Raw genomic sequence first — 24,387 nt, forward strand, 5'->3', positions numbered from 1 at the left:
CTCCTTCCTTCTCAGGCGGTCACGCGGGTGCGCGGGTCAATGAAGCCGTACAGCAGGTCCACGACCAGATTGGCGGCGAGCACCGCGACCGTGATGACCAGGAAGATGCCCTGCATCAGGGCGTAGTCGCTGTTCTCGACGGCCTGCAGCAGCTTGGAGCCGATGCCCGGATAGGAGAAGACCTGTTCGGTGATGATCGAGCCGGAGACCACGAAGCCCAGGGAGATGGCGAATCCGGCGAAGGAGGGCAGCACGGCGTTGCGGGCGGCGTACCGGGTCATGATGCGGCGGTCCCGCAGGCCCTTGGCGTGTGCGGTGAGGATGTAGTCCTCGGAGCCGGTGGCCACCATCATGTTGCGCATCCCCAGCAGCCAGCCGCCGACCGAGGAGATGACGATGGTGAGCGCCGGCAGGGTGCCGTGGTAGATGGCCGAGCCGATGAAGTCCGCGTTCCAGCCGGTGGCGAGGTAGGTGTCGTAGCCGCCGAACAGCGGGAACCACTGGAGGGAGGAGGAGAAGATCAGGACGAGGATGAGCGCGAGCCAGAAGTAGGGGACGGCGGCCAGTACGGTGGTGGCCGGGACGAGTGAGTCCAGCCAGCTGCCGCGCCGCCACCCGGCGAGGGTGCCCAGGGTGACGCCCAGCGCGAAGGAGATCAGGGTGGCGATGCCGACCAGCACGATGGTCCAGGGCAGGGACTGGCCGATGACCTCGGTGACCTGGGCCGGGAAGGCGCTGACCGAGACCCCCAGGTCGCCGCGCAGGACGTTGCCGAGGTAGGCCGCGTACTGCCGCCACAGGGGTTCGCCGGTGTCGGTGCCCAGCAGCAGTTCGTAGGATCTGCGGGCCGACGGGTCCACCGTGCCGCCGCGCTGGGCGAGTTTGGCCAGCAGGGTGTCGACGGGGTTGCCGGGCATGAGCCGCGGGATGAAGAAGTTGAGGGTCAGCGCCGCCCACAGGGCGACGAGGTAGAAACCGAGTTTGCGGGCGTAGTACCTCACCGTGTGCCGCCAATCCCCTGGAGTGGTGGGCTCACTCGCCGCCGGCCGGCTTGAGGTTGAGGTAGATCTGCGAGTTGTCGGGGCGCTGCCACACGGCGGGGAAGGCGTACAGATCGTCCTCGGAGGGCCAGCCGGTGAACTTGCGGGCGTTGTACTCGCTGGTGGTGCCGCCGATCAGTACCGGGATGTAGGGCATGTCGGCCTCCAGACGGGTCTGGATGGTGTCGAAGTGCGGCTGCCGGGCGGCGGTGTCCTCGGGGTCGATCTGCTGGAGCGCGTCGAGGGCGGCGTTCACCTCGGGGTTGTCGTAGCGGGCGAAGTTGGGGTTGGCGACCTCGCCGGCCGGGGCGGTGTTGTCGCCGTGGAAGAAGTAGTTGTAGGTGTAGTACGGGTCGGGGGCGGGGCCGGGGTAGAGCGAGTCGAAGACCAGCTCGAAGTCGCCGCGGCCGCGGGCGTCCGACCACTCGTTCCAGGAGGACTGCTGGACGGTCAGCTCGATGCCGGCAGCCTTCAGCTGCTGGGTCATGGTGTCGGCGGCGGTGATGACGTCGGTCCAGCCGGAGACGACCCGCACCGAGAGGGAGAGCTTCTCGCCGTCCTTGGCGTAGATGCCGTCGCCGCCCTTGGCCCAGCCGGCGTCCGTCAACACCTGTTCGGCGCGGGCGGTGTCCGGCTCCATGGGGGCGATGCGGTCGGTCAGCCCGTCGCTGATGACGGCGTCGTCGCGGCCGGGGAGGGCGAAGCCGGGCGAGATCTCGGCGGCGGTGTCCTGGTAGGCGAGGGTGTTGATCTGGGTGCGGTCGATCGCGTGGTAAATGGCGTGGCGTACGGCGGGGTCGGTCTGCGGTCCGCTGCAGCCCAGCGCGGTGTCGGAGCAGGTGAACAGCGCGATCTGGAAGATGTGGGCGGTGATGCCCTCGTACCCGGGGTAGTTCTTCTCGATGTTGTGGATGTCGGGGACCGGGCCGGTCTGGAAGTCGATCTGCCCGGCGGCCAGGGCGTCGGCGCCGGCCTGGTTGCCCGACAGGGAGACGAAGCGGATGTTCTTCACCGCCGGCTCGCCGCCCCAGTAGGTGGGGTTGGCCGACAGGGTGAAGGCCTGGGGCTTGAAGTCGCCCAGGACGAACGGGCCGGTGCCGACGGGTTCCTGGACGGTGTTCTGCGCCGGGTCCTCGAAGGCGCCCCAGATGTGTTCGGGGACGATCCACAGCTTGCCGAGCACGCTCGGTGCCTCCAGGTAGGCGGGCTGCGGGTAGCGCACCACGAGGTGGGTGTCGTCGATGACCTCGCTCTCGCCCTCGAAGCCGATGGCGTTCATGGTCTGGTTCGCGCGGACCATGTCGAAGGTGAAGGCGACGTCGTGGGCGGTGAAGGGCTCGCCGTCGGACCAGGTGACGTTCTCACGGGTGGTGATGGAGAGTTCGGTGCCGCTGTCGTTCCAGGAGAACTCGGTGGCCAGGCGCGGTGTGGGTTCGCCGTCGCGCGCGACGTTGTAGAAGAACAGCGGCTCGAAGATGTTGCCCGGGCCCTCGATCATGGTGGGGGCGTAGGGGTTGAAGTTGCGCTGATAGTCGCCCGCCTGGCCGGTGTAGGCGACCAAAGTGTCCACCGGGCCCGAATTGCCTCCGCCGCCCCCGCCGTTGCCGCCCGATCCGCAGCCGGCGGCGAGCATGGCCACCGCGGCCGCTCCGGCAACCGCTGTACGGGAACGGCGCCACCTCGCGTGCTGGGTCATCTTCGATCCTCTCGGCCTTGCCCCGCCGTTGGGGCGCTGGGGGCCTGGACACGTAGCCCGGGTGGGTAGGATTGTTCAGTCGCCGAATTAAGGAAGTCAACCCTCCGGCACGACGAACATCCGCTGCGGAAGGGCACATACACTCGGCACCGCGCAGCGCAGGGAGGACTTCAGTGAGCGGACCGGCCGGGGCCACCCCGCACGCCAGCAGCAGGGCGGCCGTACTCGATGTGATCCGGGCCGCCGGAACGATCAGCCGGGTCGGCCTGGTGAAGGCCACGGGTTTCACCGGGGCCACGATCTCCACCGTGGTGCGCCGGCTCATCGACGACGGTCTGGTGGTGGAGACCGGGCACGCCGAGTCCACCGGCGGCAAGCGGCGGGTGCTGCTCCAGCTGAACCTCTCCTCGCGGTACGCGGTGGGGGTGCACCTGGACCACGACGGGATCACCTATGTGCTCACCGACCTGGGCGGCTCGGTGGTGGCGCGGATGTCCCGGGCGGGCGTCGGCGTGGAGGATCCGCGGGCGGTGGTGGAGCGGATGGCTGCCGAGAGCGCGGCGCTGATCGAGGGCGCGGGCGTGGAGCGCTCGCGGGTGCTGGGGCTCGGGCTGGTGGCGCCCGGCCCGCTGAACCAGGCGCACGGACTGCGGCTGCTGCGGCCGGCGATCCGGCACTGGGGCGACTTCGCGATGGGCCCGGAGCTGGAGCGGGCCACCGGGCTGCCGGTGGTGCTGGACAACGACGCCACCGCCGCCGCGCTGGGCGAGCACTGGTCGGGGCAGGCGGGCGGCGGGGCGTTCGCCGCGCTGTACATGGGCACCGGGATCGGTGCCGGGCTGATGCTGGGCGGGGTCGCCTACCGGGGGCCGAGCGGCAACGCCGGGGAGATCGGGCACATTCCGCTGGCCGCCGACGGGCCGGAGTGCTGGTGCGGGGCGCGGGGGTGCACGGAGGCGCTGGCCGGCCCGGGCGCGGTGGTCGAGGCGGCGCGCGCGGACGCCGTACTGGCCCGTTCGGCCGGGCTGACCGGCGGCGGGCGCGGGCGGCGCACCGCGGATTTCGCGGCCGTGACCCGGGCGGCGCACCGCGGCGACCCGGGGGCGCGGGCGCTGCTGGAGCGTTCGGCCCGCTATCTGGCGCTGGCGGCGCGGACCCTGGCCAACATCGTGGACCTGGATGAGCTGGTGCTCACGGGCCCCGGCCTCGCGATCGCCGGGTCGATCTATCTTCCCGTGGTGCGGGAGGAGCTGGAGAGGTCGTTCTTCTCCAGGGCGAGCCATCCGGTGACGGTCCGGCTCTCCCGGATGGCGGCCACCGCGCCCGCCATAGGGGCCGCCGCGATGATGCTCCAGTCCGAACTGGTGCCGCTGCGCGAGGGGATGCGGCTGCCGGAGAACCTGGCCGCGGCGGCCGAGCCGGACCCGCCGGCCCGGGCGACCCCGACGCCGTAGGAACGGGCCACCCGACCGCCTCACCGCACTGATCATCCGTCAAGCGATCAGTGATCGGTTGCAATATCAACATTATTTCCGCACGCAAAGCTTGGGATATCGCCCCACGGCACGTGCTCACCTGCGTACTTCCCCTCCACGAACGGGTTAATTCCCGGGCGTTTTTACATGGGTCCTACATCTCGCGGGGACACCCTTCCTCGTCCAGACAATCACCGTCGCAAAGACGGTCCCCATGAAGTGGAGGCCGGGGTGGAGAACTCCGACACGGTCACAACGTGTCCGTTCGACTTCGCCGAGGGCCTGGAGTTCGACCCGTTGCTGCGCCAGCTGATGACCGAGGCGCCCATCTCGCGGATCAAGATGGCGTACGGGCAGGGCGAGGCCTGGCTGGTGACCCGGTACGAGGATGTGCGCACCGTTACCACCGACCGCAGGTTCAGCCGGGCCGCCGTCATCGGCCGGGACTTCCCGCGGATGACCCCCAACCCGATCGTGCAGTCGGAATCCATCAATCTGCTCGACCCGCCGCAGAGCAGCCGGCTGCGCCGGCTGGTCGCCCAGGCGTTCACCAACCCCAAGATCGAGGCCATGCGGCCGGCCACCCAGCGCATCGTCGACTCGCTGCTGGACACCATGGCCGAGCACGGCCCGCCCGCCGACCTGGTGAAGCATCTGTCCAACGAACTGCCGATGACCACCATCTGCGAGGTCCTCGACATCCCCCAGGAGGACCGCGCGGAGCTGCGGCGCTGCGCCATCGCCATGATGGCGATCGGGTCCACCACCAAGGAGGCCGCGATCGCGGCCAAGGCGCACCTGCGCTCCTACTTCCAGGAGCTGACGGTCGCCCGGCGCGCCAACCCGGGTGATGACCTCATCAGCAACCTGGCCACGGCGCGGGACGGGGGCGAGGTCCTCGACGAGAAGGAACTCGGCGTCATGGCCATGGTCCTGATGATGACCGGCCACGACACCAGCACCTACCAGCTGTCCAACATCACCTACACCCTGCTCACCCACCACGAGCAGCGCGCCAAACTCCAGGCCAGGCCCGAGCTGTTGTCCACGGCCATGGAGGAACTGCTGCGCTACATCCCGTTCCGCAAGGGCGTCGGGATCCCGCGCATCGCCACCGAGGACGTCGAGGTCGGCGGCGTGCTGATCAAGGCCAACGAGACCGTCCATGTCTCGTACCTGGCGGCCAACCGGGACACCAAGCGGTTCGACCGGCCCGATGTCCTGGACGTGGAGCGCCCGCCCACCCCCCACATGACCTTCGGGTGGGGCGCCCACCACTGCATCGGCTCCCCGCTGGCAATCATGGAACTCCAGGTCGCCATCGGTACCCTGCTGCGCCGGTTCCCTGAGCTGCGGCTGGCCGTGCCCACCGAGGACGTGCGCTGGAACACCGAGTCCATCTGGCGCTACCCGCACGAACTCCCTGTCACCTGGTGACAGGGCCCACCACCATCACCACGAACCAGCCATCGATGCCGCGGCGATCCGTCGAGAGCGCGCCACGGCATGGGAGGGGATCATGGCAACGCTCTGCAAGCCGTCCATCGCGGTACCCGATCACGTCATCACCATGGAGGACACCCTCGAACTGGCGCGCACGCTGCACGCCGGGCACGAGCAACTCCCCCTGGTGCTGCGCCTGATCGCCAACACCGGAGTTCAGACCCGGCACCTCGTCCAGCCGATCGAGGAGACGCTCAAGCACCCCGGGTTCGAGTCCCGCAACAAGGTCTACGAGGCCGAGGCGAAGGCCCGGGTGCCCGAGGTCGTCCGCGGTGCCCTGGCGAACGCCGAACTCGAGGCGCAGGACATCGACATGATCGTCTATGTCTCCTGCACCGGCTTCATGATGCCGTCCATGACGGCCTACCTCATCAACACGATGGGCTTCCGCGACGACACCCGGCAGCTGCCCATCGCCCAGCTGGGCTGCGCGGCCGGCGGCGCGGCCATCAACCGGGCCCACGACTTCTGCCTGGCCTACCCCGGCTCCAACGTGCTGATCGTGGCCTGCGAGTTCTGCTCGCTGTGCTACCAGCCGGTGGACATCGGGGTCGGTTCGCTGCTGTCCAACGGCCTGTTCGGGGACGCGGTGGCGGCGGCCGTGGTGCGCGGCGACGGCGGCACCGGGATGGGCCTGGAGCGCAACGGCTCGCACCTGGTGCCGCAGACCGAGGACTGGATCTCGTACGCGGTCCGGGGCACCGGATTCCACTTCCAGCTCGACAAGCGGGTCCCGGGCACGATGAGCATGCTGGCCCCGGCCCTGCGCACGCTCTCCGAGCGGCACGAATGGGACGTCACCGGGCTCGACTTCTACATCGTGCACGCCGGCGGTCCCCGGATCCTGAACGACCTGAGTCAGTACCTGGGCCTGGATCAGGAGACGTTCGCGCACAGCAGGACCACCCTGACCGAGCGCGGCAACATCGCCTCCTGTGTCGTCTTCGACGCCCTCAACCGGCTGTTCGAGGAAGGCAAGGTGGCCGAGGGCGCCCGGGGGCTGATCGCCGGGTTCGGCCCCGGGATCACCGCCGAGATGGCGCTGGGCGCCTGGCGTGACCCGGCGCAGGTCCCGGCGCACCGGCTGCACGCGGCGGTGCCGCAGGGCCGGACCGCCCAGGCCCAGGAGCGGGCGGCCGCGGTCTGAGGAAGGACCGCGCGGCGCACCGGCCGGACCCCGGAAACGGGGTCCGGCCGGTGACGGCCGTGCGGGCTCCGCTCAGGCCGGGTTCCCGGTGGCCGCGAAGAAGCGCTCCACCACGATGTCCGTGTGGGTCGGGAAGGCCAGCACGGCGGGCTCCCACAGCACCAGCCACTCGGTGGCCTCGGCGGTGGGCGCGGACGGCGGCAGCGTCGCCAGCGGGCGGTCGGGCAGCATCCCGAAGAGGTTGACCGTCCCCCGGGCGCTGAGCGCCCCGTACAGGGTGATGTCCTCGGCCCGCGCCCGCAGTCCGGTCTCCTCGTACAACTCCCGCACGGCCGCCTGCTGCCACGTCTCCCCGGTCTCCACATAGCCGCCGGGCAGCGCCAGTTCGCCACGGGCCGGCTCGATGTCGCGGCGCACCACGATCAGTCCGCGCCGTCCGTCCGCGCCGGCGACCGGCTGCAGGGTGATGGCGACCGGGAGCGGGTTCGCCCAGCTGGTCTCCCCGCAGCCGGGGCAGTCCCTGGGCCAGCCGGCGTCGGGGGCGAAGCGCGTCCCGCAATAGGGGCAGTGCGTCACCTTCCGGTGCAAGGTGTAGGTCATCGCGCTGCTCCCGCCCCTTCGTCCACGGCCGGTGCGCCCGTTGCCGTACCGGGTCGCACCCACTGACCCTAGCAACGCCACGGCCTTCCGTGATCATCCGCGCACCCCCCGATTCCGGGGGCGGGTCAGCGGTGCAGCACCCGGCGCTGCACGGACTCCAGCGGGCCGTGCCGGAAGTACCGCAGCCACAGCCGGGCGCCGGTGACCAGCAGCGCGCACACCGCCGCCCACAGGCCCATCACCCACCAGGGTCCCTGGTCCGCGAGGCGCGTGGCCAGGCCCAGCCCGACGCCGTAGCAGGCGAGCGCGCACAGCACGTTCTGGGCCACGTAGCAGGACAGTGCGGTGCGTCCGACCGCGCTCAGGCCGGCCACGAGCGCTCCGGGCGTGCGGTCGGCGCGGCGGTCGAGCAGCACGCCGATGAACCCCAGGTAGCCCAGGGCCACCACGGGGGCCGCGACGTAGCGGCCGAGGAAGAACAGGTCCTCGCAGACCGGGCCGGTGAGCAGGGTCAGCGGGATACCGGCGCCCAGGCCCCAGCGCATCAGCCGGCGGCGCAGCAGGCGTCCCGCGGCGTCGGGGGCGAAGGCTCCGGCGCGGTAGAGCCGCACCCCCAGCAGGAAGAGGAACAGCAGCAGGCCGAAGGAGAGCACCGGCTCCAGCCGCAGGGCGAGGGCGTTCTCCAGCCGGAAGGCGATCTGCTCGGGGTAACCGCCGTCCGCGTACAGGGCGACCACCCGCTCGGAGGGGCCGCCGCCCGTGCCGCCGGGCGCGGTGAGCAGGGCGAGGGTCAGCAGTGAGATCAGCGTCAGGTGCGCGATGCCCGCCCAGCGCGCCACCCGGTGTCGGGCCGCCGCCGTGCGGGTGAGCAGCCAGGCCACCAGGAGGGAGACCACCGCGTATCCCATGAGCACGTCCCAGGCGAAGACCAGGACGAAGTGCGCCAGGCCCTCGGCGAACAGGAACAGGGCCCGCTGGGGGTAGCGGCCAGGCCAGGGCTCGCCGCGGCGCCGGGCGGCGTCGAACTGGATGGCGAGCCCGGCGCCGAACAGGAGGGTGAGCAGCGCCAGGAACTTGCCGTCCGCCGCCAGCCGGAAGCCGGCCTCGGCCAGATGGGCGGCGCTCGGGTCGGTGAACACCGGGGGCAGGGCCGCGCCGCCGGTCAGGACGGACCATTCGGCGCCCGGAGCGGCGAAGATCCACACGTTGGTCATCAGGGTGCCGAGGATGGCCACCCCGCGCAGCACGTCCAGCAGCGGCAGCCGCCCCCGCGGTGCCTCGCCGGGTGCGGTGCCGCCCCCGGCGGCCGGCGGCACGGCCGGCCGCGTGGTCTCCGTCATGGTCCGAACTCCCCGCTCACGATGGTCCGTCGTGACCATCGTCGGCGCCGTGACCGGGGTGTTCCGTCGTCCGGGAAGCCGAGATGCGGCTACATCCTTCGGCGGACCCGGCCCCCGCCGCGCGGGCGGGGGCCGGGGCAAGGAGCGCGGGTCAGGCGGTGTGCAGGGTCAGCCCGTAGGCGGACAGGATCGGCCTGATGGGGTAGAAGACGGACGAGCCGCCGGTGGAGCAGTTGCCCGCGGCGCCGGAGGTCACCCCCTGGGCCTGGTCACCGCTGATGAACGAGCCGCCGGAGTCGCCGCCCTCGGCACAGGCGGTGGAGTTGGTCATCCCGTACACCACATTGCCGTTGCCGTAGTTCACGGTCACGTTCTTGGCACCGATGGTGCCGCAGCGCCAGCCGGTGGTGGAGCCGGAGCGGCAGACGGAGGCGCCGGTGGGGGCCTCGTTGGAGCCGCGCACCAGGGCGTCGGAGACGGTGCCCCAGCCGAGGACGACCGGGACGGTCCACCAGCCGTGGCCGGTACGGACCCAGGCGTGGTCGCCGCCGGGCCACGAGCGGCCGGCGAAGTTGCCCATCAGGCTGTTGTCCCAGCCGTAGACGGCGGCCGAGCCCGATCCGCAGTGGCCGGCGGTGATGAAGCCGCCGTGCACCGAGAAGCCGACGGAACAGCGGACGTTGCCGGTGTAGTACGGGTCGCCGCCTACCACGCCGGCGGCAGAGGTGGTGTACGCCTCCTCGACGGTGCGCACGGTCAGCGGTATGGACTGGACGGCTTCGGCCTCGGCGAGGAAATCGGCGACCTGGTCGGTGTTCTCGGAGCCGGCCACCACATCGACACCGATGCCGTTGTCCTGGACGTCGGCGTACCAGCTGGAGATGCCGGCCGGGGCCTCCAGCTCGTCGAGGGCGGCGAGGGCGGCGTCGAGCGCGTCCTGGCTGTGGGTGACGCGTTCGGTGGCGGCGCCGGTGGACTCCACCGCGCTCTCGGCGGCGGCGCTGGTGACGGCGACGACCAGGGTGCCGGTCGCGGCGTCGATCCAGCTGCCGGCGTAGGCGTCGCCGGCCGCTTCCTGGGCCTCCTCGTCGGTGGCCATGGCCTCGGCCTCGGTCGCCAGCCGGTCGACGGCCTGCTCCGGGGTGAGCCCGAGGTCGCGCTGGAGTGCCTCGATGAGGGCGGGTTCGGCGACGGGTTCGCCGCCGGGGGCCGGGGTGGAGGAGTCGGCCGCCACGGCGGCGCCGCCGACACCGGCGGTCAGGACCATCAGGGCCGCCGCGCCCAGGGTGAAGGAACGGGTGCGTCTCATTGCAGGGCTCCTTGGACGTGCTCTACCGAAAGTGGGGCGGTACAGGGCAACGAAGCGATGCAGTGTGAGAGCGCTCTCACTCACGCGCAGGACATTAGACCCACGCCTTGAACATGTCCAGACCAATCACGAAGCGGTGCCGACCGGGGAACCCAGCAGTGCCAGAAGGTCGTTGACCGCTGCCCGGCCGGCCCGGTTGGCGCCGATGGTGGAGGCGGAGGGTCCGTACCCGACCAGATGGAGCCGCGGATCGCGCACCACCCTCGTCCCCTCCAGCCGGATGCCGCCGCCGCTCTCGCGCAGCCGCAGCGGGGCGAGATGGTCCAGCGCGGCCCGGAACCCGGTGGCCCACACGATGACATCGGCGGGCCAGTGCGCCCCGTCCGCCCAGCGCACCCCCTCGGGCGTGAGCCGTTCGAACATCGGGTGGCGGCGCAGCACCCCGGAGGCGCGGGCGGCGCGCATGGCCTCGTTCATCGGCAGGCCGGTCACCGAGACCACGCTGCGCGGCGGCAGGCCCTCCCGTACCCGCTCCTCGACCATGGCGACGGCCTCGCGGCCCTGCACCTCGCCGAAGGTGTCCTCGCGAAAGAGCGGCGGGCGGCGGGTCACCCACCGGGTGTCGGCGGCGACCTCGGCGATCTCCAGCAGGTGCTGGACGGCGGAGGTGCCACCGCCGACCACCACCACGCGCTGTCCGGCGAAGGGCGCGGGGCCGGGGTACTGGGCGGTGTGCAGCTGGCGGCCGGCGAAGTCGGCCATGCCCGGGATCCGGGGCCAGAACGGGCGGTCCCAGGTGCCGGTGGCGTTGATCAGGGCGCGGGTGCGCCAGGTGCCGGAGGGACTGTCCACCCGCAGCGCCCCCGCGCCGTCGTCGTGGACGGCGGTGACGTCCACCGGGCGCAGGACCGGCAGCTCGAAGGCGCGCTCGTACGCGGTGAAGTACTCCCCGATCACCTCGGCCGACGGCCGGTCCGGGTCGGCTCCGGTCAGTTCCATGCCGGGCAGGGCGTGCATGCCGTGCACCCGGCCGTAGGTGAGGGTGGGCCAGCGGAACTGCCAGGCGCCGCCGGGGCGCGGGGAGTGATCGAGAACCACGTAATCGGAGCCGGGGGCGAATCCCCGGCGCCGCAGATGGTAGGCGGCCGCCAGTCCCGCCTGGCCCGCCCCGACGACCACAACCGCCATCTCGTTCATGTTTCATCCAACACCGGGAGGGTGCCGGGGCTTCCCGCAGGGGTTTCACTGGGGGGATGGAGTGCGTGTTCTGCCGCATCGTGCGGGGCGAGGCCGCCGCCCATCTCGTGTACGAGGACCGGGCGGTGGTCGCGTTCCTGGACGCCAGGCCGCTGTTCGAGGGCCATGTGCTGGTGGTGCCGCGCGAGCATCTGCCGACGCTGACGGATCTGCCGCCGCAGCTGCTGGGCCCGTACTACGCGGTGGTGCGACGGCTGGCGGGCGCGGTGCAGACGGCGATGGGCGCCGAGGGCTCCTTCGTGGCGGCGAACAACCGGGTGAGCCAGTCGGTGCCGCACTTTCACACCCATGTGGTGCCGCGGCGCCGCAAGGACGGGTTGCGGGGGTTCTTCTGGCCGCGCGGGCGCTACCCGGACGCGGCGCGCGCCGCCGAGGTGGCGCGGCGGGTGCGGGAGGTGGTCAGTGCGGATGGTGCGGGGTGAGGATGTCGTCGAGCGCGTAGCCCACCGGCTCCTCCAGCTGGGCGTACCCGCAGCCGGCCGGGTCACGGTCGGGCCGCCAGCGCAGGAAGTGCGCGGTGTGCCGGAACCGGTCCCCCTGCATGTGGTCGTACCGCACCTCGCACACCCGCTCGGGCCGCAGCGGCAGCCAGCTGAGGTCCTTGGTGCCGGTCCAGCGGCTGGGGGCACCGGGCATCCGGGCGTGCTCGTGGGCCGCGCCGTCCGCCCAGTCGGCCCACGGATGGCCCTCGGCGGAGTCCATCAGCAGCGGGGTCAGCTCGGTCATCAGCTCGGCGCGGCGCCGGGCGGTGAACGAGGCGCACACCCCGACGTGCTGGAGGCGGCCGGTGGTGTCGTACAGGCCGAGCAGCAGGGAGCCGACGCCCTCGCCGCTCTTGTGGCGGCGCACCCCGGCGACGACGCAGTCGGCGGTGCGCTCGTGCTTGACCTTCACCATGACGCGTTCGCCCGGCCGGTAGGTGAGGTCCAGGGGCTTGGCGACGACGCCGTCCAGGCCGGCGCCCTCGTAGCGTTCGTACCACTGCCGGGCCAGGTCGATGTCGCGGGTGGCGGGAGCGATGAAGACGGGCCGGTGGGTGTGGCGCAGCGCGTCGGTGAGCGCGGTGCGGCGTTCGGCGAGCGGGGTGTCCAGGAGGGAGTCGGAGCCGAGGGCGAGGAGGTCGAAGGCCACGAAGGAGGCGGGGGTGCGTTCGGCCAGCGTCCGGACCCGGGAGTCGGCCGGGTGGATGCGTTCCAGCAGGGCGTCGAAGTCGAGCCGGCCGCCACGGGCGATGACGATCTCGCCGTCGACCACGCAGCGCTCGGGCAGGGCGGCGCGCAGTCCCTCTTCGAGTTCGGGGAAGTAGCGGGTGAGCGGCTTGCCGGTACGGGAGCCGATCTCCAGCTCGGCGCCGTCGCGGAAGACGATGGCGCGGAAGCCGTCCCACTTGGCCTCGTAGTGCATGCCGGCGGGGATCTTCGCGGCGGGCTTGGCGAGCATGGGGCTGACGGGGGGCATCACCGGAAGGTCCATGGTCGGATTGTGCGTCCGGCGGCGGCGCGGCGCCCGTCGGCGGGCGCACGGCGGCGGGCGGGCTTAGCGTGGCGGCATGGGCAAGGCCATGGAGCTCACGGTCGGTGACCGGACGGTGCGGTTGTCCAACCCGGACAAGGTGTACTTCCCCGAGCGCGGATTCACCAAGCTGGACGTCGCCCGGTACTACGTCGCCGTGGGGGAAGGGGCACTGCGGGCGCTGCGGGACCGGCCCACGACGCTGGAACGGTACCCGGACGGGGTGGAGGGCGAGTCCTTCTACCAGAAACGGGCGCCGAAGAACCTGCCCGAGTGGATCCCGACCGGGCGGATCTCCTTCCCCAGCGGGCGGCACGCGGACGAGATCGCCCCCGGCGAGCAGGCGGCGGTGGTGTGGGCGGCGAATCTGGGGGCGCTGACCTTCCATCCCTGGCCGGTGCGGCGCGGGGACACCGAGCATCCGGACGAGCTGCGGATCGACCTCGATCCGCAGCCGGGCACCGACTACGCGGACGCGGTCCGCACCGCGCTCCAGCTGCGGGAGCTGCTGGAGGAATGGGGTCTGGTGGGGTGGCCGAAGACCTCGGGCGGGCGGGGGATGCACGTGTTCGTACCGATCGCGCCCGAGTGGACGTTTCCGCAGGTGCGGCGGGCGGCGATCGCCATCGGCCGGGAGCTGGAGCGGCGGGATCCGCAGCGGGTCACCACGGCCTGGTGGAAGGAGGAACGGGGGGAACGCATCTTCGTGGACTACAACCAGATGGCGCGGGACCGGACCATCGCCAGCGCCTACTCGGTGCGTCCGCGCCCGCACGCCCCGGTCTCGGCGCCGCTGCGCTGGGAGGAGGTGCCGGACGCCCGGCCCCGGGACTTCGACCTGGCGACGATGCCCGCGCGCTTCGCCGAGGTCGGTGATGTGCACGCCGACATGGAGCGGCGGCCGTGCCGGCTGGAGACGGTGCTGGAGATGGCGGCACGTGACGAGCGGGACCACGGTCTGGGCGATCTGCCGTATCCGCCGGAGCATCCCAAGGTGAAGGGCGAGCCCAAGCGGGTGCAGCCCAGCCGGGCCCGCAAGGACGGGGCGCCGTGACCTGAGGCGCGGGGCGGGGGGTGGGGACGCTGCCGCCCTGGGCGTGCGCGGCGATCCGGCTGGATCGGTCCGGTCAGGCGCCGGGGCCGGGTGGTCCGGGCGGGCCGTCGTACGGGGCGGGCGCGGTGGCGACGATGGTCCGTACGGCCTCGGCCAGCTGGGCGGCCGACAGGTCCGCGCGGGCGGAGAGCCGCAGCCGCGAGACGCCGTCGGGGACCGAGGGCGGCCGGAAGCAGGCCACCGCCACAGCGGCACGGCGGCAGTCCGCCGCCCAGCGCACCGCCGCGTCGGGCGAGGGGGCCCGTACCGACACCACCGCCGCGTCGGGGCGGGCGGCGCTCAGGCCGGCCGCCGTCAGCCGCCGGTGCAGGGCGCGGGCCGCGTCCCGGGCACCGGCCGGGCGCCACGGCTCGCGGCGCAGCAGCCGCAGCGCGCCCAGCGCGGCACCGGCGGCGGCCGGGGCCAGGCCCGTGTCGAAGATGAAGGTACGGGCCGTGTTGAGCAGGTGGTCGATCACCGCGGCCGGCCCCAGCACGGCGCCGCCCTGCGAACCCAGCGCCTTGGAGAGGGTGACCGTCACCACCACGTCCGGCGCTCCCGCCAGGCCCGCCGGGGCAGCCGCTCCCCGGCCGCCGTCCCCCAGCACACCGAAGCCGTGCGCGTCATCCAGCACCAGGGCGGCGCCGTGCGCGCGGGCGGCGTCCGCCAGCCCGGACAGCGGGGCGGCGTTACCGTCGACCGAGAAGACTGTGTCGCTGACCGCCAGCGCCCAGCGCAGCGCCGGGTCCCGGTCCGCCAGGGCCTTGGCCACTGCCGGAGGGTCGGCGTGCGCGGCCACCGCGATCCGTGACCGGGAAAGCCGGCAACCGTCGATCAGCGAGGCGTGGTTGGCCGCGTCGGAGACGATCAGCGCCTCCCGGCCGCCCAGCGCGGTGAGCGCCGCCAGATTGGCCGCGTACCCGCTGGAGAACACCAGGGCGCGTTCGAAACCGGTGAACGCGGCGAGCTCCTCCTCCAGTTCGGCGTGCAGCGCGGTGCTGCCGCTGACCAGCCGGGAACCGGTGGCGCCCGCGCCCCAGCGGGTCGCCGCCGCGATGGCCGCCGCGACGACCTCGGGGTGCCGGGCCAGGCCGAGGTAGTCGTTGCCCGCGAGGTCCAGCGGCCCGTCCGCGCCGCCGGCCTCCGACGCCGCGCGCGGCCGCAGTTCCCGCACCAGCCCTGCCCGCCGCAGCCGTTCGCGCTCCGCGCCGATCCAGTCGAACGGGCCCCCGGTCCCTCCGGTCACCGCCACCACCCCCGCACTCGCACTCGTACCCACTCGCGTCCGCCAACCCATCGACGCTATCCGGCGATGACGCTCCGCAGGGGTGTGGTGACCGGACACAGTCGGCTCGGCCGCTGTGTACCTTTCCGCCTTTGCCTCGCCCCCACCCGTGCCCGAGGATCGGTTCATGGATCTGCTGAGCACCCTGGTGGACAAGGGCCTGCGCCTGGAACCACCCACCCGCGCCGAGGCGTTGGCCGTACTGGCGACCTCCGACGACGAACTGCTCGACGTGGTGGCCGCCGCGGGGAAGGTGCGCCGCGCGTGGTTCGGGCGGCGGGTGAAGCTCAACTACCTGGTGAACCTGAAGTCCGGGCTGTGCCCCGAGGACTGCTCCTACTGCTCCCAGCGGCTGGGCTCGCAGGCCGGGATCCTCAAGTACACCTGGCTGAAACCGGATGAGGCCCTCGCCGCGGCGAACGCCGGGGTCGCGGGCGGCGCGCGCCGGGTGTGCCTGGTCGCCAGCGGGCGCGGCCCCACCGACCGGGACGTGGAGCGGGTCTCCGAGACCATCGCGGCGATCCGGGACGAGCACGGCGCCGGGGTTGAGGTGTGCGCCTGCCTCGGGCTGCTCGCACCGGGGCAGGCGGCGCGGCTGCGCACGGCGGGGGCCGACGCGTATAACCACAATCTCAACACCTCCGAGGCCACCTACGAGGACATCTGCACGACGCACGACTACGCCGACCGGGCCGACACGGTGCGGCAGGCGCGGGAGGGCGGCCTGTCGCCGTGTTCCGGTCTGATCGCGGGCATGGGCGAGAGCGACGAGGACCTGGTGGACGTGGCGTTCGCGCTGCGCGAGCTGGACGTGGACTCGGTGCCGGTGAACTTCCTCATCCCGTTCGGGGGCACGCCGCTCGCGGGGCGGTGGGATCTGACGCCGCAACGGGCGCTGCGCATCCTGGCGATGGTCCGGTTCGTCTGCCAGGACACAGAGGTTCGGGTCGCGGGCGGGCGGGAGGTGCATCTGCGGACGCTTCAGCCACTGGCACTGCACATCGCGAACTCGATCTTCCTGGGCGACTACCTCACCAGCGAGGGGCAGTCGGGCCGGGCCGATCTGGAGATGATCGCCGACGCGGGCTTCGAGGTGGAGGGGGCCGTGGCGGAGCGCCCGGCCGGGGACGGCACGGCTGCGGACGGCACGGCCGGGGCGAACACCGGCCGCGAGAGTGCGGAGACGCCGATCGCGGTACGCCGCAGGGGCGCGGGTACCGAACTGCCGCCCAATGCCTGAGACCGGCGGCACGGCGCGGTCCGAGCAGGGGGAAGAGACGGCGCGGCTGCTCGCGCTGGACCGCCGCCATGTGTGGCATCCCTACGGCCCGATGCCCGGCCGCGCCGAGCCCCTGCTGGTGGAATCGGCGCAGGGGGTACGGCTGCGGCTGGCCGGCCCGGTGCCGGCGGGCGGGCACCGGGAGCTGATCGACGGAATGTCCTCGTGGTGGTCGGCCGTCCATGGCTACCGCCACCCGGTCCTGGACGCCGCCGCCCAGGAGCAGTTGGGGCGGATGAGCCATGTGATGTTCGGCGGGCTGACGCACGGGCCCGCCGTCCGGCTCGCGGCGCGGCTGGTGGAGATCTCTCCCGCCCCGCTGGAGCATGTGTTCCTCGCCGACTCGGGGTCCGTGTCGGTCGAGGTCGCGCTGAAGATGTGCCTGCAGTACTGGCGTTCGCTGGGGCGGCCGGAGAAGCGGCGGCTGCTGACCTGGCGGGGCGGCTACCACGGGGACACCTGGCACGCCATGTCCGTGTGCGACCCCGAGGGCGGCATGCACGAGCTGTGGTCGGGGGCGCTGCCGGGACAGGTGTTCGCGCCCCCGCCGCCGGCCGGGTTCACGGCCGGGCCGTGCGAGGAGTACGTGCGCGAGCTGCGGGCGCTGATCGCCCGGCACGCCGGTGAACTGGCGGCGGTGGTGGTCGAGCCGGTGGTGCAGGGGGCGGGCGGGATGCGGTTCCACTCCCCCGCGTATCTGCGGGTGCTGCGGGAAGCCTGCGACACGTACGGCGTGCTGCTGGTCTTCGACGAGATCGCCACCGGATTCGGCCGCACGGGGGAGCTGTTCGCGGCGGATCACGCCGGGGTGGCACCCGATGTGATGTGTGTGGGCAAGGCGCTGACCGGCGGCTACCTGACGCTGGCGGCGACCTTGTGCACGGGGCGGGTGGCCGCGGGCATCTCGCGCGGGACGGTGCCGGTGCTCGCGCACGGTCCGACGTTCATGGGGAACCCGCTGGCCTGCGCGGTCGCTGACGCGTCGATCGGACTGCTGCTCGACCAGGACTGGCGGGGCGAGGTCGGCCGGATCGAGGCCGGGCTGCGCGCGGGTCTCGCGGCCGCGGCCGGGGTGCCCGGGGTGCGGGAAGTACGGGTGCTGGGGGCGATCGGGGTGATCCAGCTGGATCACGAGGTCGACCTCGCGGCGGCGACGGCCGCCGCGGTGCGGGCCGGAGTGTGGCTGCGGCCGTTCCGGGACCTCGTCTACACCATGCCGCCCTACATCACCGGCGACGCGGACCTGGAACGGATCTGCGCGGCGGCGGTGGCCGCGGCCCGGGCCGGATAGGGGTCCACGACGATGCGGAACGGAGCGTGCGGGGTGTCGGGGAAGGTACTGGTCGTCACCGGAACGGGAACCGGTGTGGGCAAAACGGTGGTGACGGCGGCGCTGGCCGCCCGGGCGCTGGCGCGCGGCGAGCGGGTGGCCGTGCTCAAGCCGGCCCAGACCGGCGTGGCGGACGGGGAGCCGGGGGACGCGGCCGAAGTGGCGCGGCTCGCGGGCCCGGTGACGACCTGTGAACTGGCCCGTTATCCGGCCCCGCTGGCACCCGCCACGGCGGCCCGGCTGGCGGGGCTGCCGCCGGTGCGGACGGCGGAGGTCGCCAAGGCCGCGCTGGACCTGGCGGCCGGCCATGATCTGGTCCTGGTGGAAGGCGCGGGCGGACTGCTGGTGCGCTTCGACGACATGGGCGCCACCCTGGCCGACGCGGCGGCACTGCTGGCGGCGCCGGTGGTGGTGGTCACCACGGCGGGTCTGGGCACGCTCAACGACGCCGCGCTGACCACGGAGGCGCTCCGTACCCGGGGCCTGGCCTGCCACGGCCTGATCATCGGCGCTTGGCCCGCCGCCCCGGACCTGGCCTCCCGCTGCAACCTCACCGACCTCCCCGAGGTGTGCGGCGGCGCACCGCTGCTGGCCCGCATCCCCTCGGACGCCGCTTCCCTCCCACCCCAGAAGTTCCGACGGGCGGCACCACGATGGCTCGGCGACGCGTGAGCGTCGTCGCCCACCTTCCTTGCCGTGACGGCGGATCGACCCCGCTCGCCGCCCGGCTCCGGGCGGATACGCACTGTGATAGAACACAGAACATCCGAAGATCTTTCCGGAAACTCTTGTCTGCGCGGGGTCACGCCGCTTAGCATCTCGCCACTGGTCGAATCGATTCGACGAATCGATTCGAACTCAAGGCGAGGGCGGACTCCGTGAGGAGCGGGATGGCAACGATCAAGGATGTCGCGGAGCGGGCGGGGGTGGCCCCCAGCACCGTCTCCTACGTGCTGAGCGGGTCGCGCAAGATCTCCGAGGAGACGCAGAACGCGGTACGCGCCGCCATCCGTGACCTCGGGTACCACCCGCGCGCCAGCGCCCGCGCGCTGCGCAGCGCGCGTAGCGACGTAATCGTGCTGGCGGTCCCCCGCGAAACGGGCAAGTACCGGGCGATGGACGGCCGTTTCGCCATCGAGTTCAGCGACGCCGCCCGTGGCCACGGCTACGACGTCCTGATGATGACCGACCAGGACGGGGTCGGCGGGCTCAGCCGGATCGCCCGCAGCGGGCTGGCCGACGCGGCCGTGCTGATGGCCGTCCAGGTGCAGGACCCGCGCGTCGCCGCGCTGCGCGCGCTGAACTTCCCCACCGCCCTGCTCGGTCACGGCAGTGAGCAGGACGAGACCGACGTCCCGTGGGTGGACCTCGACTGGGAGGCGGCCGTGGCCATGGCGGTACGGGAGACGGCCGCCGCCGGGCACCGGCGGATCGTGTTCCTGTCCTCCGCCGACCACGAGATCGAGGCCCGCCGCGGTTACGCCATGCACGGCCTGGACGGCGCCCGCGCCGCCGCCGCGCAGACCGGGGCCGACGTACGGATCGTGCCCTCCAGCGGTGACCCCGACGTGCTGGCCAAGCGGCTGCGCGAGGTGCTGCTGGCCGATCCGGCGCAGCGGCCCACCGCCCTGGTGGTGCAGCATCTGATCCTGCTGCCCGAACTGCTGCGGGAGCTGGCCGCACTCGGCCTGGACGGGCCGGGCGCGCTGAGCGTCGTGCTGGTCGGCACACTGCCGGACGAACCGGCGCTGGCCGGCTTTCCCCGGATCGAACTGCCGGTCGGGCGGATGTCGGCCGCTGTCGCCGAACTGGCCGTGGCGGCGATCGCCGCCCGTGGCGCGGGCGCCGTGCCGGCCCCGGACGGCGCGCACCAGCTCATCACCCCGGTGATGGCCGAGGGGGCGACGATCCCGCCCCCCTGACCGCGCTGCCGGCCCACCGGCCGGCCCGCCCTCTTTCCTTCTCAACGCCGCGAATGGAAATGACCACATGACCACATGCCGCAGACGGCGGATACCCGTCTCCGCGCTCGCCCTCACCCTGGCGGGCGCGACCGTGGCCGGCGGGCTCACGGCCTGTGCCGCGCAGCCCGACCCCGGTACGGTCACGGTGCTCAACTCCGCCACCGACGCCAAGGAACACACGGCCAACCAGGCCTTCTTCGACACCTGCGCCGAGCCGCTGGGGCTGAAGGTCAAGCAGATCAGCGTGCCGGCCGACCAGGTCGCCACCAAGGCGCTGCGCATGGCCTCCTCCGACTCCCTGCCCGACATCCTCGAACTCGACGGCTCGGAGCTGGCCCAGTTCGCCGAGACGGACGGTCTGCGCCCGCTGGCGGAGACCGGTTTCGACGCCGAGGGCTTCTCGGACAGCGCCGTCTCCCTGGGCTCCTACGACGGAACGCAGTACGGGGTGGCCAGGTCGGTGAACTCCCTCGCACTGATCTACAACACCACGATGCTCGCGGACGCCGGGCTCGAACCGCCCACCACCTGGGAGGAGCTGCGGACGACCGCCGCCGCGCTCACCCAGGGCAACACCTACGGCATGGCGTTCAGCGCCAGCCCCAACGCGGACGGCGTCTACCAGTTCCTGCCGTTCTTCTGGTCGGCCGGCGGTGACGAGGCGCACCTGGCCGGGGGCACCGGGGGCCAGGAGGCGCTCCAGTTGTGGAAGGACCTGGTGGACGACGGGTCGGCCTCCCGTTCCGTCGTCAACTGGAACCAGCAGGACGTGAACGACCAGTTCGTCTCGGGCCGCACCGCGATGATGGTGAACGGGCCCTGGCAGGTGCCGGTGCTCAGCGCGCAGGACTCGGTGGAGTGGGCGGTGGCCTCCATCCCGGTGCCGCAGGCCGGGCAGGACCCGGTGCCGCCGATCGGCGGCACGGTGATGACGGTGCCCAAGAACAGTGACACCGATCGCGAGCGCAACGCCGGGGCGATCCTCAACTGCCTCAACTCCGAGCAGAACCAGCTGGGCTGGGGCGAGCGCGTGAACAATGTGCCCACCCGGGCGGATGCCGCCCAGGCGTACCGGGAGCAGAATCCGGAGCTGGCGCCGTTCGCCGATCTGGTGGCCACCGCCCGTTCGCGCACCGCCGAGGTCGGCACCCGCTGGCCGATGGTGGGCGACGCGCTCGCCGGCGCGTTCCAGTCGGTGCTGACCGGGCGTTCCTCGCCCGCACAGGCCCTTGAGCGCGCCGCGCAGCAGGCCGGGGAGTGAGGACGCGATGACGACGACCGTGACCCCCGAGCGTACGCCGGAGCCCGCGCCGGGCCCCGCCCCCGCCGGGCACCGCTCCTCCACCCGGCGCCGCCGGGTGTACCAGTGGCTGTTCGTGGCCCCGGCGGTGCTCTATCTGCTGGCCTTCTTCGGCTTCCCGCTGGTGCGCAACATCCTGATGAGCTTTCAGGAGTACACGCCCACCACGTACTTCACCGGTGAGGCCCCCTTCAACGGCCTCGACAACTGGCGCGCGGTCTTCTCCAACGAGCTGTTCGGCGACGCGCTGTGGCAGACCGTGCTGTTCACCGTCGGTTCGCTGGTCGGGCAGTTCACGATCGGCCTCGCCCTGGCGGTGTTCTTCACCCGGCGCTTCCCACTGTCGGGGGCGGTGCGCGCGGTGCTGCTGCTGCCGTGGCTGGTGCCGATGGTGGTCTCCGCCGTGGTGTGGCGGCGGATCATGGACGAGGACCACGGGGTCCTCAACAGCTTCCTGGAGACGCTGGGGCTGTCCGGCGGCGGCGTGCCGTGGCTGTCCAGCCCGAGCGTGGCCCTGCTGTCGGCGGTGCTGGTCAACATCTGGATCGGCATCCCGTTCAACATGGTGATCCTGTACGGGGGTCTGCAGGAGATCCCGCGCGAGGTGCACGAGGCGGCGGCGCTGGACGGCGCCGGTCCGTGGCGGACCTTCCGCAGCGTCACCCTGCCGATGCTGCGCCCGGTGGTGACGGTGGTCCTGGTGCTGGGGTTCATGTCGACGGTCAAGGTGCTGGATCTGATCCTGGCCCTGACCGGAGGCGGTCCGGCCGATTCCACCCAGACGCTGGGCACGATGACGTACCAGTTGTCCTTCCTTCAGCTCGACTTCGGTCAGGGCGCCGTGGTGGGCAACGTCCTCATTCTGATCAGCGCCGTGTTCGCGGTGCTGTATCTGCGGGTCAACCGGGCCAACGCCGGCCGGGGGAAGTGATCGACGATGACGACGATGACGAAGTCCACCCGGAGAAGCCGCCTCTCCACGGTCCTGGCGCTGCTGATCCTGGCCGTGATGCTCTTCCCGGTCTACTGGATGATCTCCACGGCGCTGCAGCCGCACTCCAGCATCGCCTCCACCGATCTGGTGCCGACCTCGCCGAGCCTGGAGAACTTCCGGGCGGCCTTCGAGACGCAGGGCGGTTCGCTGCTGACCTCCCTGGTGGTGTCGCTGGGCGCGGTGGTGGTGTGTCTGGCGCTGGCCGCTCCGGCGGCGTACGGCCTGGCGCAGTTCGGGCTGCGCGGCAGCCGCGGCATCGTGTTCGGCACGCTGATCACCCAGATGGTGCCGGGCATCGTGGTGGCGAACGCCCTGTACAGCGCGTACGCCGAGCTGGGCCTGGTCAACTCGTACGCGGGGCTGATCCTGGCGGACGCCTCGCTGGGGCTGCCGTTCGCGATCGTGCTGCTGCGCGCGTTCATGGTGTCGATCCCGTCCGAGGTGATCGAGGCGGCGATGGTGGACGGCGCGAACCGGTTCACGGCGTTCGTGCGCATCGTGCTGCCGATGAGCCGCAACGCGCTGATCACCGCCGGGCTGTTCGCCTTCCTCTTCGCCTGGGCCGATTTCATCTTCGCGCTGACGCTGAACACCACCGACGACGTGAAGCCGGTGACGCTGGGCATCTATCAGTTCATCGGCGCCCATGTCAGTGACTGGGGCGCGGTGATGGCCACCTCCGTGCTCTCGGCGATTCCGGCCGCGATCCTGCTGGTGGTGGCGCAGAAGTACATCGCCGCCGGGATCTCCGGCGGGTCGATCAAGTAAGCCCCCTCCCCCACCCCGTTCCCTCCCCGTCCGCCCACTTCGTCCAAGGGATGCCTGAATCATGACTGCCACCCCTGAATTCCCCGCGTTCCCGCCCGGGTTCTTCTTCGGTGCGGCCACCGCCAGCTACCAGATCGAGGGCGCCCACGACGTGGGCGGCCGCGGCCCGTCCATCTGGGACACCTACGCCCGCACGCCGGGCAAGGTGGCAGGCGGTGACACCGGGGACGTGGCCTGCGACCACTACCACCGCTACAAGGAGGACGTGGCGCTGCTGAAGGAGCTGGGGGTGGACAGCTACCGCTTCTCCGTCGCCTGGCCCCGGATCCAGCCCACCGGCAGCGGCAAGGCCAACAGCGAGGGCCTGGACTTCTACGACCGGCTGGTGGACGAGCTGCTGGCCGCCGGCATCTCCCCCGCCGCCACGCTCTACCACTGGGATCTGCCGCAGGCCCTGGAGGACCGGGGCGGCTGGCGGGTGCGCGAGACGGCGGAGCGGTTCGCCGACTACACGGCGCTGGTGGCCGAGCGGCTCGGGGACCGGGTGCCGCGCTGGATCACCCTCAACGAGCCGTTCTGCAGCGCGTTCGTGGGGTACGCGATCGGCCGGCACGCGCCCGGCGCCCGTGAGGGGCGCGGCGCGCTGGCGGCGGCCCACCATCTGCTGGTGGGGCACGGCCTGGCCGTCCGGGCGCTGCGCGCGGCGGGCGCCACCGAGGTCGGCATCACCCTCAACCCGGACCGGCTGCTGCCGGCCTCGGAGTCGGAGGCGGACGCCGGGGCGGTGCGCCGTGCCGAGACGCTGCACAACGAGGTGTGGTTCGACCCGCTGTTCGCCGGCCGCTACCCGCTGCACGAGGCGGAGACCTGGGGCGAACTGGCCGACGGTGCCGAGGAGTACCGGCGCGAGGGCGACCTGATCACCATCGGCGCTCCGCTGGACTTCACCGGCATCAACTACTACCGGCCGATCACGGTGACCGACGCGCCCCACCAGGACCCGGACCCGGCCACCCGTACCGCCGCCGACATCCGGGTCGCCGAGACCTGGCGCGACGACGTCCGGCACACCACCATGGGCTGGCCGGTGGTCCCGCACACCTTCACCGATCTGCTGGTGGACCTGCAACGGCGCTATCCTGGGCTGCCGCCGCTGATCATCACCGAGAACGGCTCGGCCGAGGCCGATGTGGTCTCCCCCGACGGCCAGGTGCACGACGCCGACCGGGTGTCCTACCTGGCGGGGCATCTGGCGGCCGTGGCCGACGCCGTGTCCGCGGGCGTGGACGTCCGCGGCTACTACGTCTGGTCCCTGCTCGACAACTTCGAGTGGGCCTACGGCTACGACCAGCGATTCGGCATCGTCCGGGTGGACTACGCCACCCTGGAGCGCCTGCCCAAGGACAGCTACCGCTGGTACCGGGGGCTGATCGCCGCACACCGTGCCACCAGCACGCCGTAACCGTCGCACGGCAGCACCGTACGAGCAGCATTC

21 protein-coding genes are annotated in these 24,387 nt (G+C 72.2%); 13 read left to right on the plus strand and 8 right to left on the minus strand.

Features of this window, described 5'->3' with window-relative positions:
- Window positions 1-11 precede the first annotated feature (11 nt).
- The gene (locus H7827_RS02185) at window positions 12-1,001 is read right to left on the minus strand and encodes an ABC transporter permease (protein WP_386538661.1); all 990 of its coding nucleotides are present in this window, start codon (window positions 999-1,001) and stop codon (window positions 12-14) included.
- Between the two features lie 31 nt (window positions 1,002-1,032).
- Complete coding sequence (locus tag H7827_RS02190) at window positions 1,033-2,736, minus strand: ABC transporter substrate-binding protein (protein WP_432742202.1); 1,704 nt, start codon at window positions 2,734-2,736, stop codon at window positions 1,033-1,035.
- A gap of 173 nt (window positions 2,737-2,909) precedes the next feature.
- Between H7827_RS02190 and H7827_RS02195 the strand changes: the two genes are divergently transcribed.
- From H7827_RS02195 to H7827_RS02205, 3 genes are all read left to right on the plus strand, one after another.
- Complete coding sequence (locus tag H7827_RS02195; protein WP_432742204.1) at window positions 2,910-4,190, plus strand: ROK family transcriptional regulator; 1,281 nt, start codon at window positions 2,910-2,912, stop codon at window positions 4,188-4,190.
- A gap of 252 nt (window positions 4,191-4,442) precedes the next feature.
- A complete protein-coding gene (locus H7827_RS02200; protein WP_432052045.1) occupies window positions 4,443-5,648 on the plus strand; it encodes a cytochrome P450 in 1,206 nt (401 codons plus the stop codon).
- Between the two features lie 82 nt (window positions 5,649-5,730).
- Window positions 5,731-6,861 carry a type III polyketide synthase gene (locus H7827_RS02205; RefSeq protein ID WP_030731675.1) on the plus strand — a complete coding sequence of 377 codons (1,131 nt, stop codon included), beginning with the start codon at window positions 5,731-5,733 and terminating at the stop codon, window positions 6,859-6,861.
- A gap of 72 nt (window positions 6,862-6,933) precedes the next feature.
- Here the strand turns inward: H7827_RS02205 and H7827_RS02210 are convergent, their stop codons facing one another.
- The 4 genes from H7827_RS02210 to H7827_RS02225 all read right to left on the minus strand — a co-directional run bounded on the left by H7827_RS02210 (window position 6,934) and on the right by H7827_RS02225 (window position 11,307).
- The gene (locus H7827_RS02210) at window positions 6,934-7,461 is read right to left on the minus strand and encodes an NUDIX domain-containing protein (protein ID WP_200362796.1); all 528 of its coding nucleotides are present in this window, start codon (window positions 7,459-7,461) and stop codon (window positions 6,934-6,936) included.
- A 125-nt stretch (window positions 7,462-7,586) separates the two neighbouring features.
- Window positions 7,587-8,801 carry a DUF418 domain-containing protein gene (locus tag H7827_RS02215; RefSeq protein WP_432742208.1) on the minus strand — a complete coding sequence of 405 codons (1,215 nt, stop codon included), beginning with the start codon at window positions 8,799-8,801 and terminating at the stop codon, window positions 7,587-7,589.
- Between the two features lie 151 nt (window positions 8,802-8,952).
- Window positions 8,953-10,110, minus strand: a complete 1,158-nt coding sequence (locus tag H7827_RS02220) for a S1 family peptidase (protein WP_432742210.1) — start codon at window positions 10,108-10,110, stop codon at window positions 8,953-8,955.
- A 126-nt stretch (window positions 10,111-10,236) separates the two neighbouring features.
- The gene (locus tag H7827_RS02225; protein WP_432742212.1) at window positions 10,237-11,307 is read right to left on the minus strand and encodes an NAD(P)-binding domain-containing protein; all 1,071 of its coding nucleotides are present in this window, start codon (window positions 11,305-11,307) and stop codon (window positions 10,237-10,239) included.
- Between the two features lie 56 nt (window positions 11,308-11,363).
- Here H7827_RS02225 and H7827_RS02230 point away from each other — a divergent pair, with 56 nt between their 5' ends.
- The gene (locus H7827_RS02230; RefSeq protein ID WP_200362804.1) at window positions 11,364-11,789 is read left to right on the plus strand and encodes an HIT family protein; all 426 of its coding nucleotides are present in this window, start codon (window positions 11,364-11,366) and stop codon (window positions 11,787-11,789) included.
- Here the strand turns inward: H7827_RS02230 and H7827_RS02235 are convergent.
- Complete coding sequence (locus tag H7827_RS02235) at window positions 11,767-12,840, minus strand: ATP-dependent DNA ligase (protein ID WP_432742214.1); 1,074 nt, start codon at window positions 12,838-12,840, stop codon at window positions 11,767-11,769. The genes H7827_RS02230 and H7827_RS02235 overlap by 23 nt on opposite strands.
- A gap of 76 nt (window positions 12,841-12,916) precedes the next feature.
- Here H7827_RS02235 and ligD point away from each other — a divergent pair, with 76 nt between their 5' ends.
- Window positions 12,917-13,933 (plus strand): non-homologous end-joining DNA ligase, encoded by a 1,017-nt coding sequence (gene ligD, locus H7827_RS02240; protein ID WP_432742216.1) that lies wholly within the window; start codon window positions 12,917-12,919, stop codon window positions 13,931-13,933.
- A 73-nt stretch (window positions 13,934-14,006) separates the two neighbouring features.
- On the opposite strand, the gene H7827_RS02245 is transcribed toward ligD, so the two are convergent.
- A complete protein-coding gene (locus tag H7827_RS02245; protein WP_432747919.1) occupies window positions 14,007-15,224 on the minus strand; it encodes an 8-amino-7-oxononanoate synthase in 1,218 nt (405 codons plus the stop codon).
- A gap of 160 nt (window positions 15,225-15,384) precedes the next feature.
- On the opposite strand from H7827_RS02245, the gene bioB reads away from it, so the two are divergent.
- The 8 genes from bioB to H7827_RS02285 all read left to right on the plus strand — a co-directional run bounded on the left by bioB (window position 15,385) and on the right by H7827_RS02285 (window position 24,354).
- Window positions 15,385-16,497, plus strand: a complete 1,113-nt coding sequence (gene bioB / locus H7827_RS02250) for a biotin synthase BioB (RefSeq protein WP_432742218.1) — start codon at window positions 15,385-15,387, stop codon at window positions 16,495-16,497.
- Window positions 16,490-17,827, plus strand: coding sequence for an adenosylmethionine--8-amino-7-oxononanoate transaminase (locus H7827_RS02255; protein ID WP_432742220.1), 1,338 nt, complete (start codon window positions 16,490-16,492; stop codon window positions 17,825-17,827). Before bioB ends, H7827_RS02255 begins: the two co-directional genes overlap by 8 nt.
- Window positions 17,828-17,860: 33 nt before the next feature.
- Entirely contained in the window at window positions 17,861-18,538 is a 678-nt protein-coding gene (gene bioD, locus H7827_RS02260; protein WP_432742222.1) for a dethiobiotin synthase, read from the plus strand.
- Window positions 18,539-18,756: 218 nt separating this feature from the next.
- Complete coding sequence (locus H7827_RS02265) at window positions 18,757-19,788, plus strand: LacI family DNA-binding transcriptional regulator (protein WP_432742224.1); 1,032 nt, start codon at window positions 18,757-18,759, stop codon at window positions 19,786-19,788.
- Window positions 19,789-19,855: 67 nt separating this feature from the next.
- Window positions 19,856-21,091: a sugar ABC transporter substrate-binding protein gene (locus H7827_RS02270; protein ID WP_432742226.1), complete on the plus strand. Its 1,236-nt coding sequence runs from the start codon at window positions 19,856-19,858 to the stop codon at window positions 21,089-21,091.
- Window positions 21,092-21,098: 7 nt separating this feature from the next.
- On the plus strand, window positions 21,099-22,061 hold the full coding sequence (locus tag H7827_RS02275) for a carbohydrate ABC transporter permease (protein ID WP_432742228.1): 963 nt from the start codon (window positions 21,099-21,101) through the stop codon (window positions 22,059-22,061).
- A gap of 6 nt (window positions 22,062-22,067) precedes the next feature.
- Window positions 22,068-22,892, plus strand: coding sequence for a carbohydrate ABC transporter permease (locus H7827_RS02280; protein WP_375878071.1), 825 nt, complete (start codon window positions 22,068-22,070; stop codon window positions 22,890-22,892).
- Between the two features lie 61 nt (window positions 22,893-22,953).
- The gene (locus H7827_RS02285) at window positions 22,954-24,354 is read left to right on the plus strand and encodes a GH1 family beta-glucosidase (RefSeq protein WP_432742231.1); all 1,401 of its coding nucleotides are present in this window, start codon (window positions 22,954-22,956) and stop codon (window positions 24,352-24,354) included.
- Window positions 24,355-24,387 lie beyond the last annotated feature (33 nt).

Origin of the sequence: Streptomyces sp. JH002 (assembly GCF_050916115.1) — a bacterium.
Lineage (GTDB): Bacteria > Actinomycetota > Actinomycetes > Streptomycetales > Streptomycetaceae > Streptomyces > Streptomyces xiamenensis.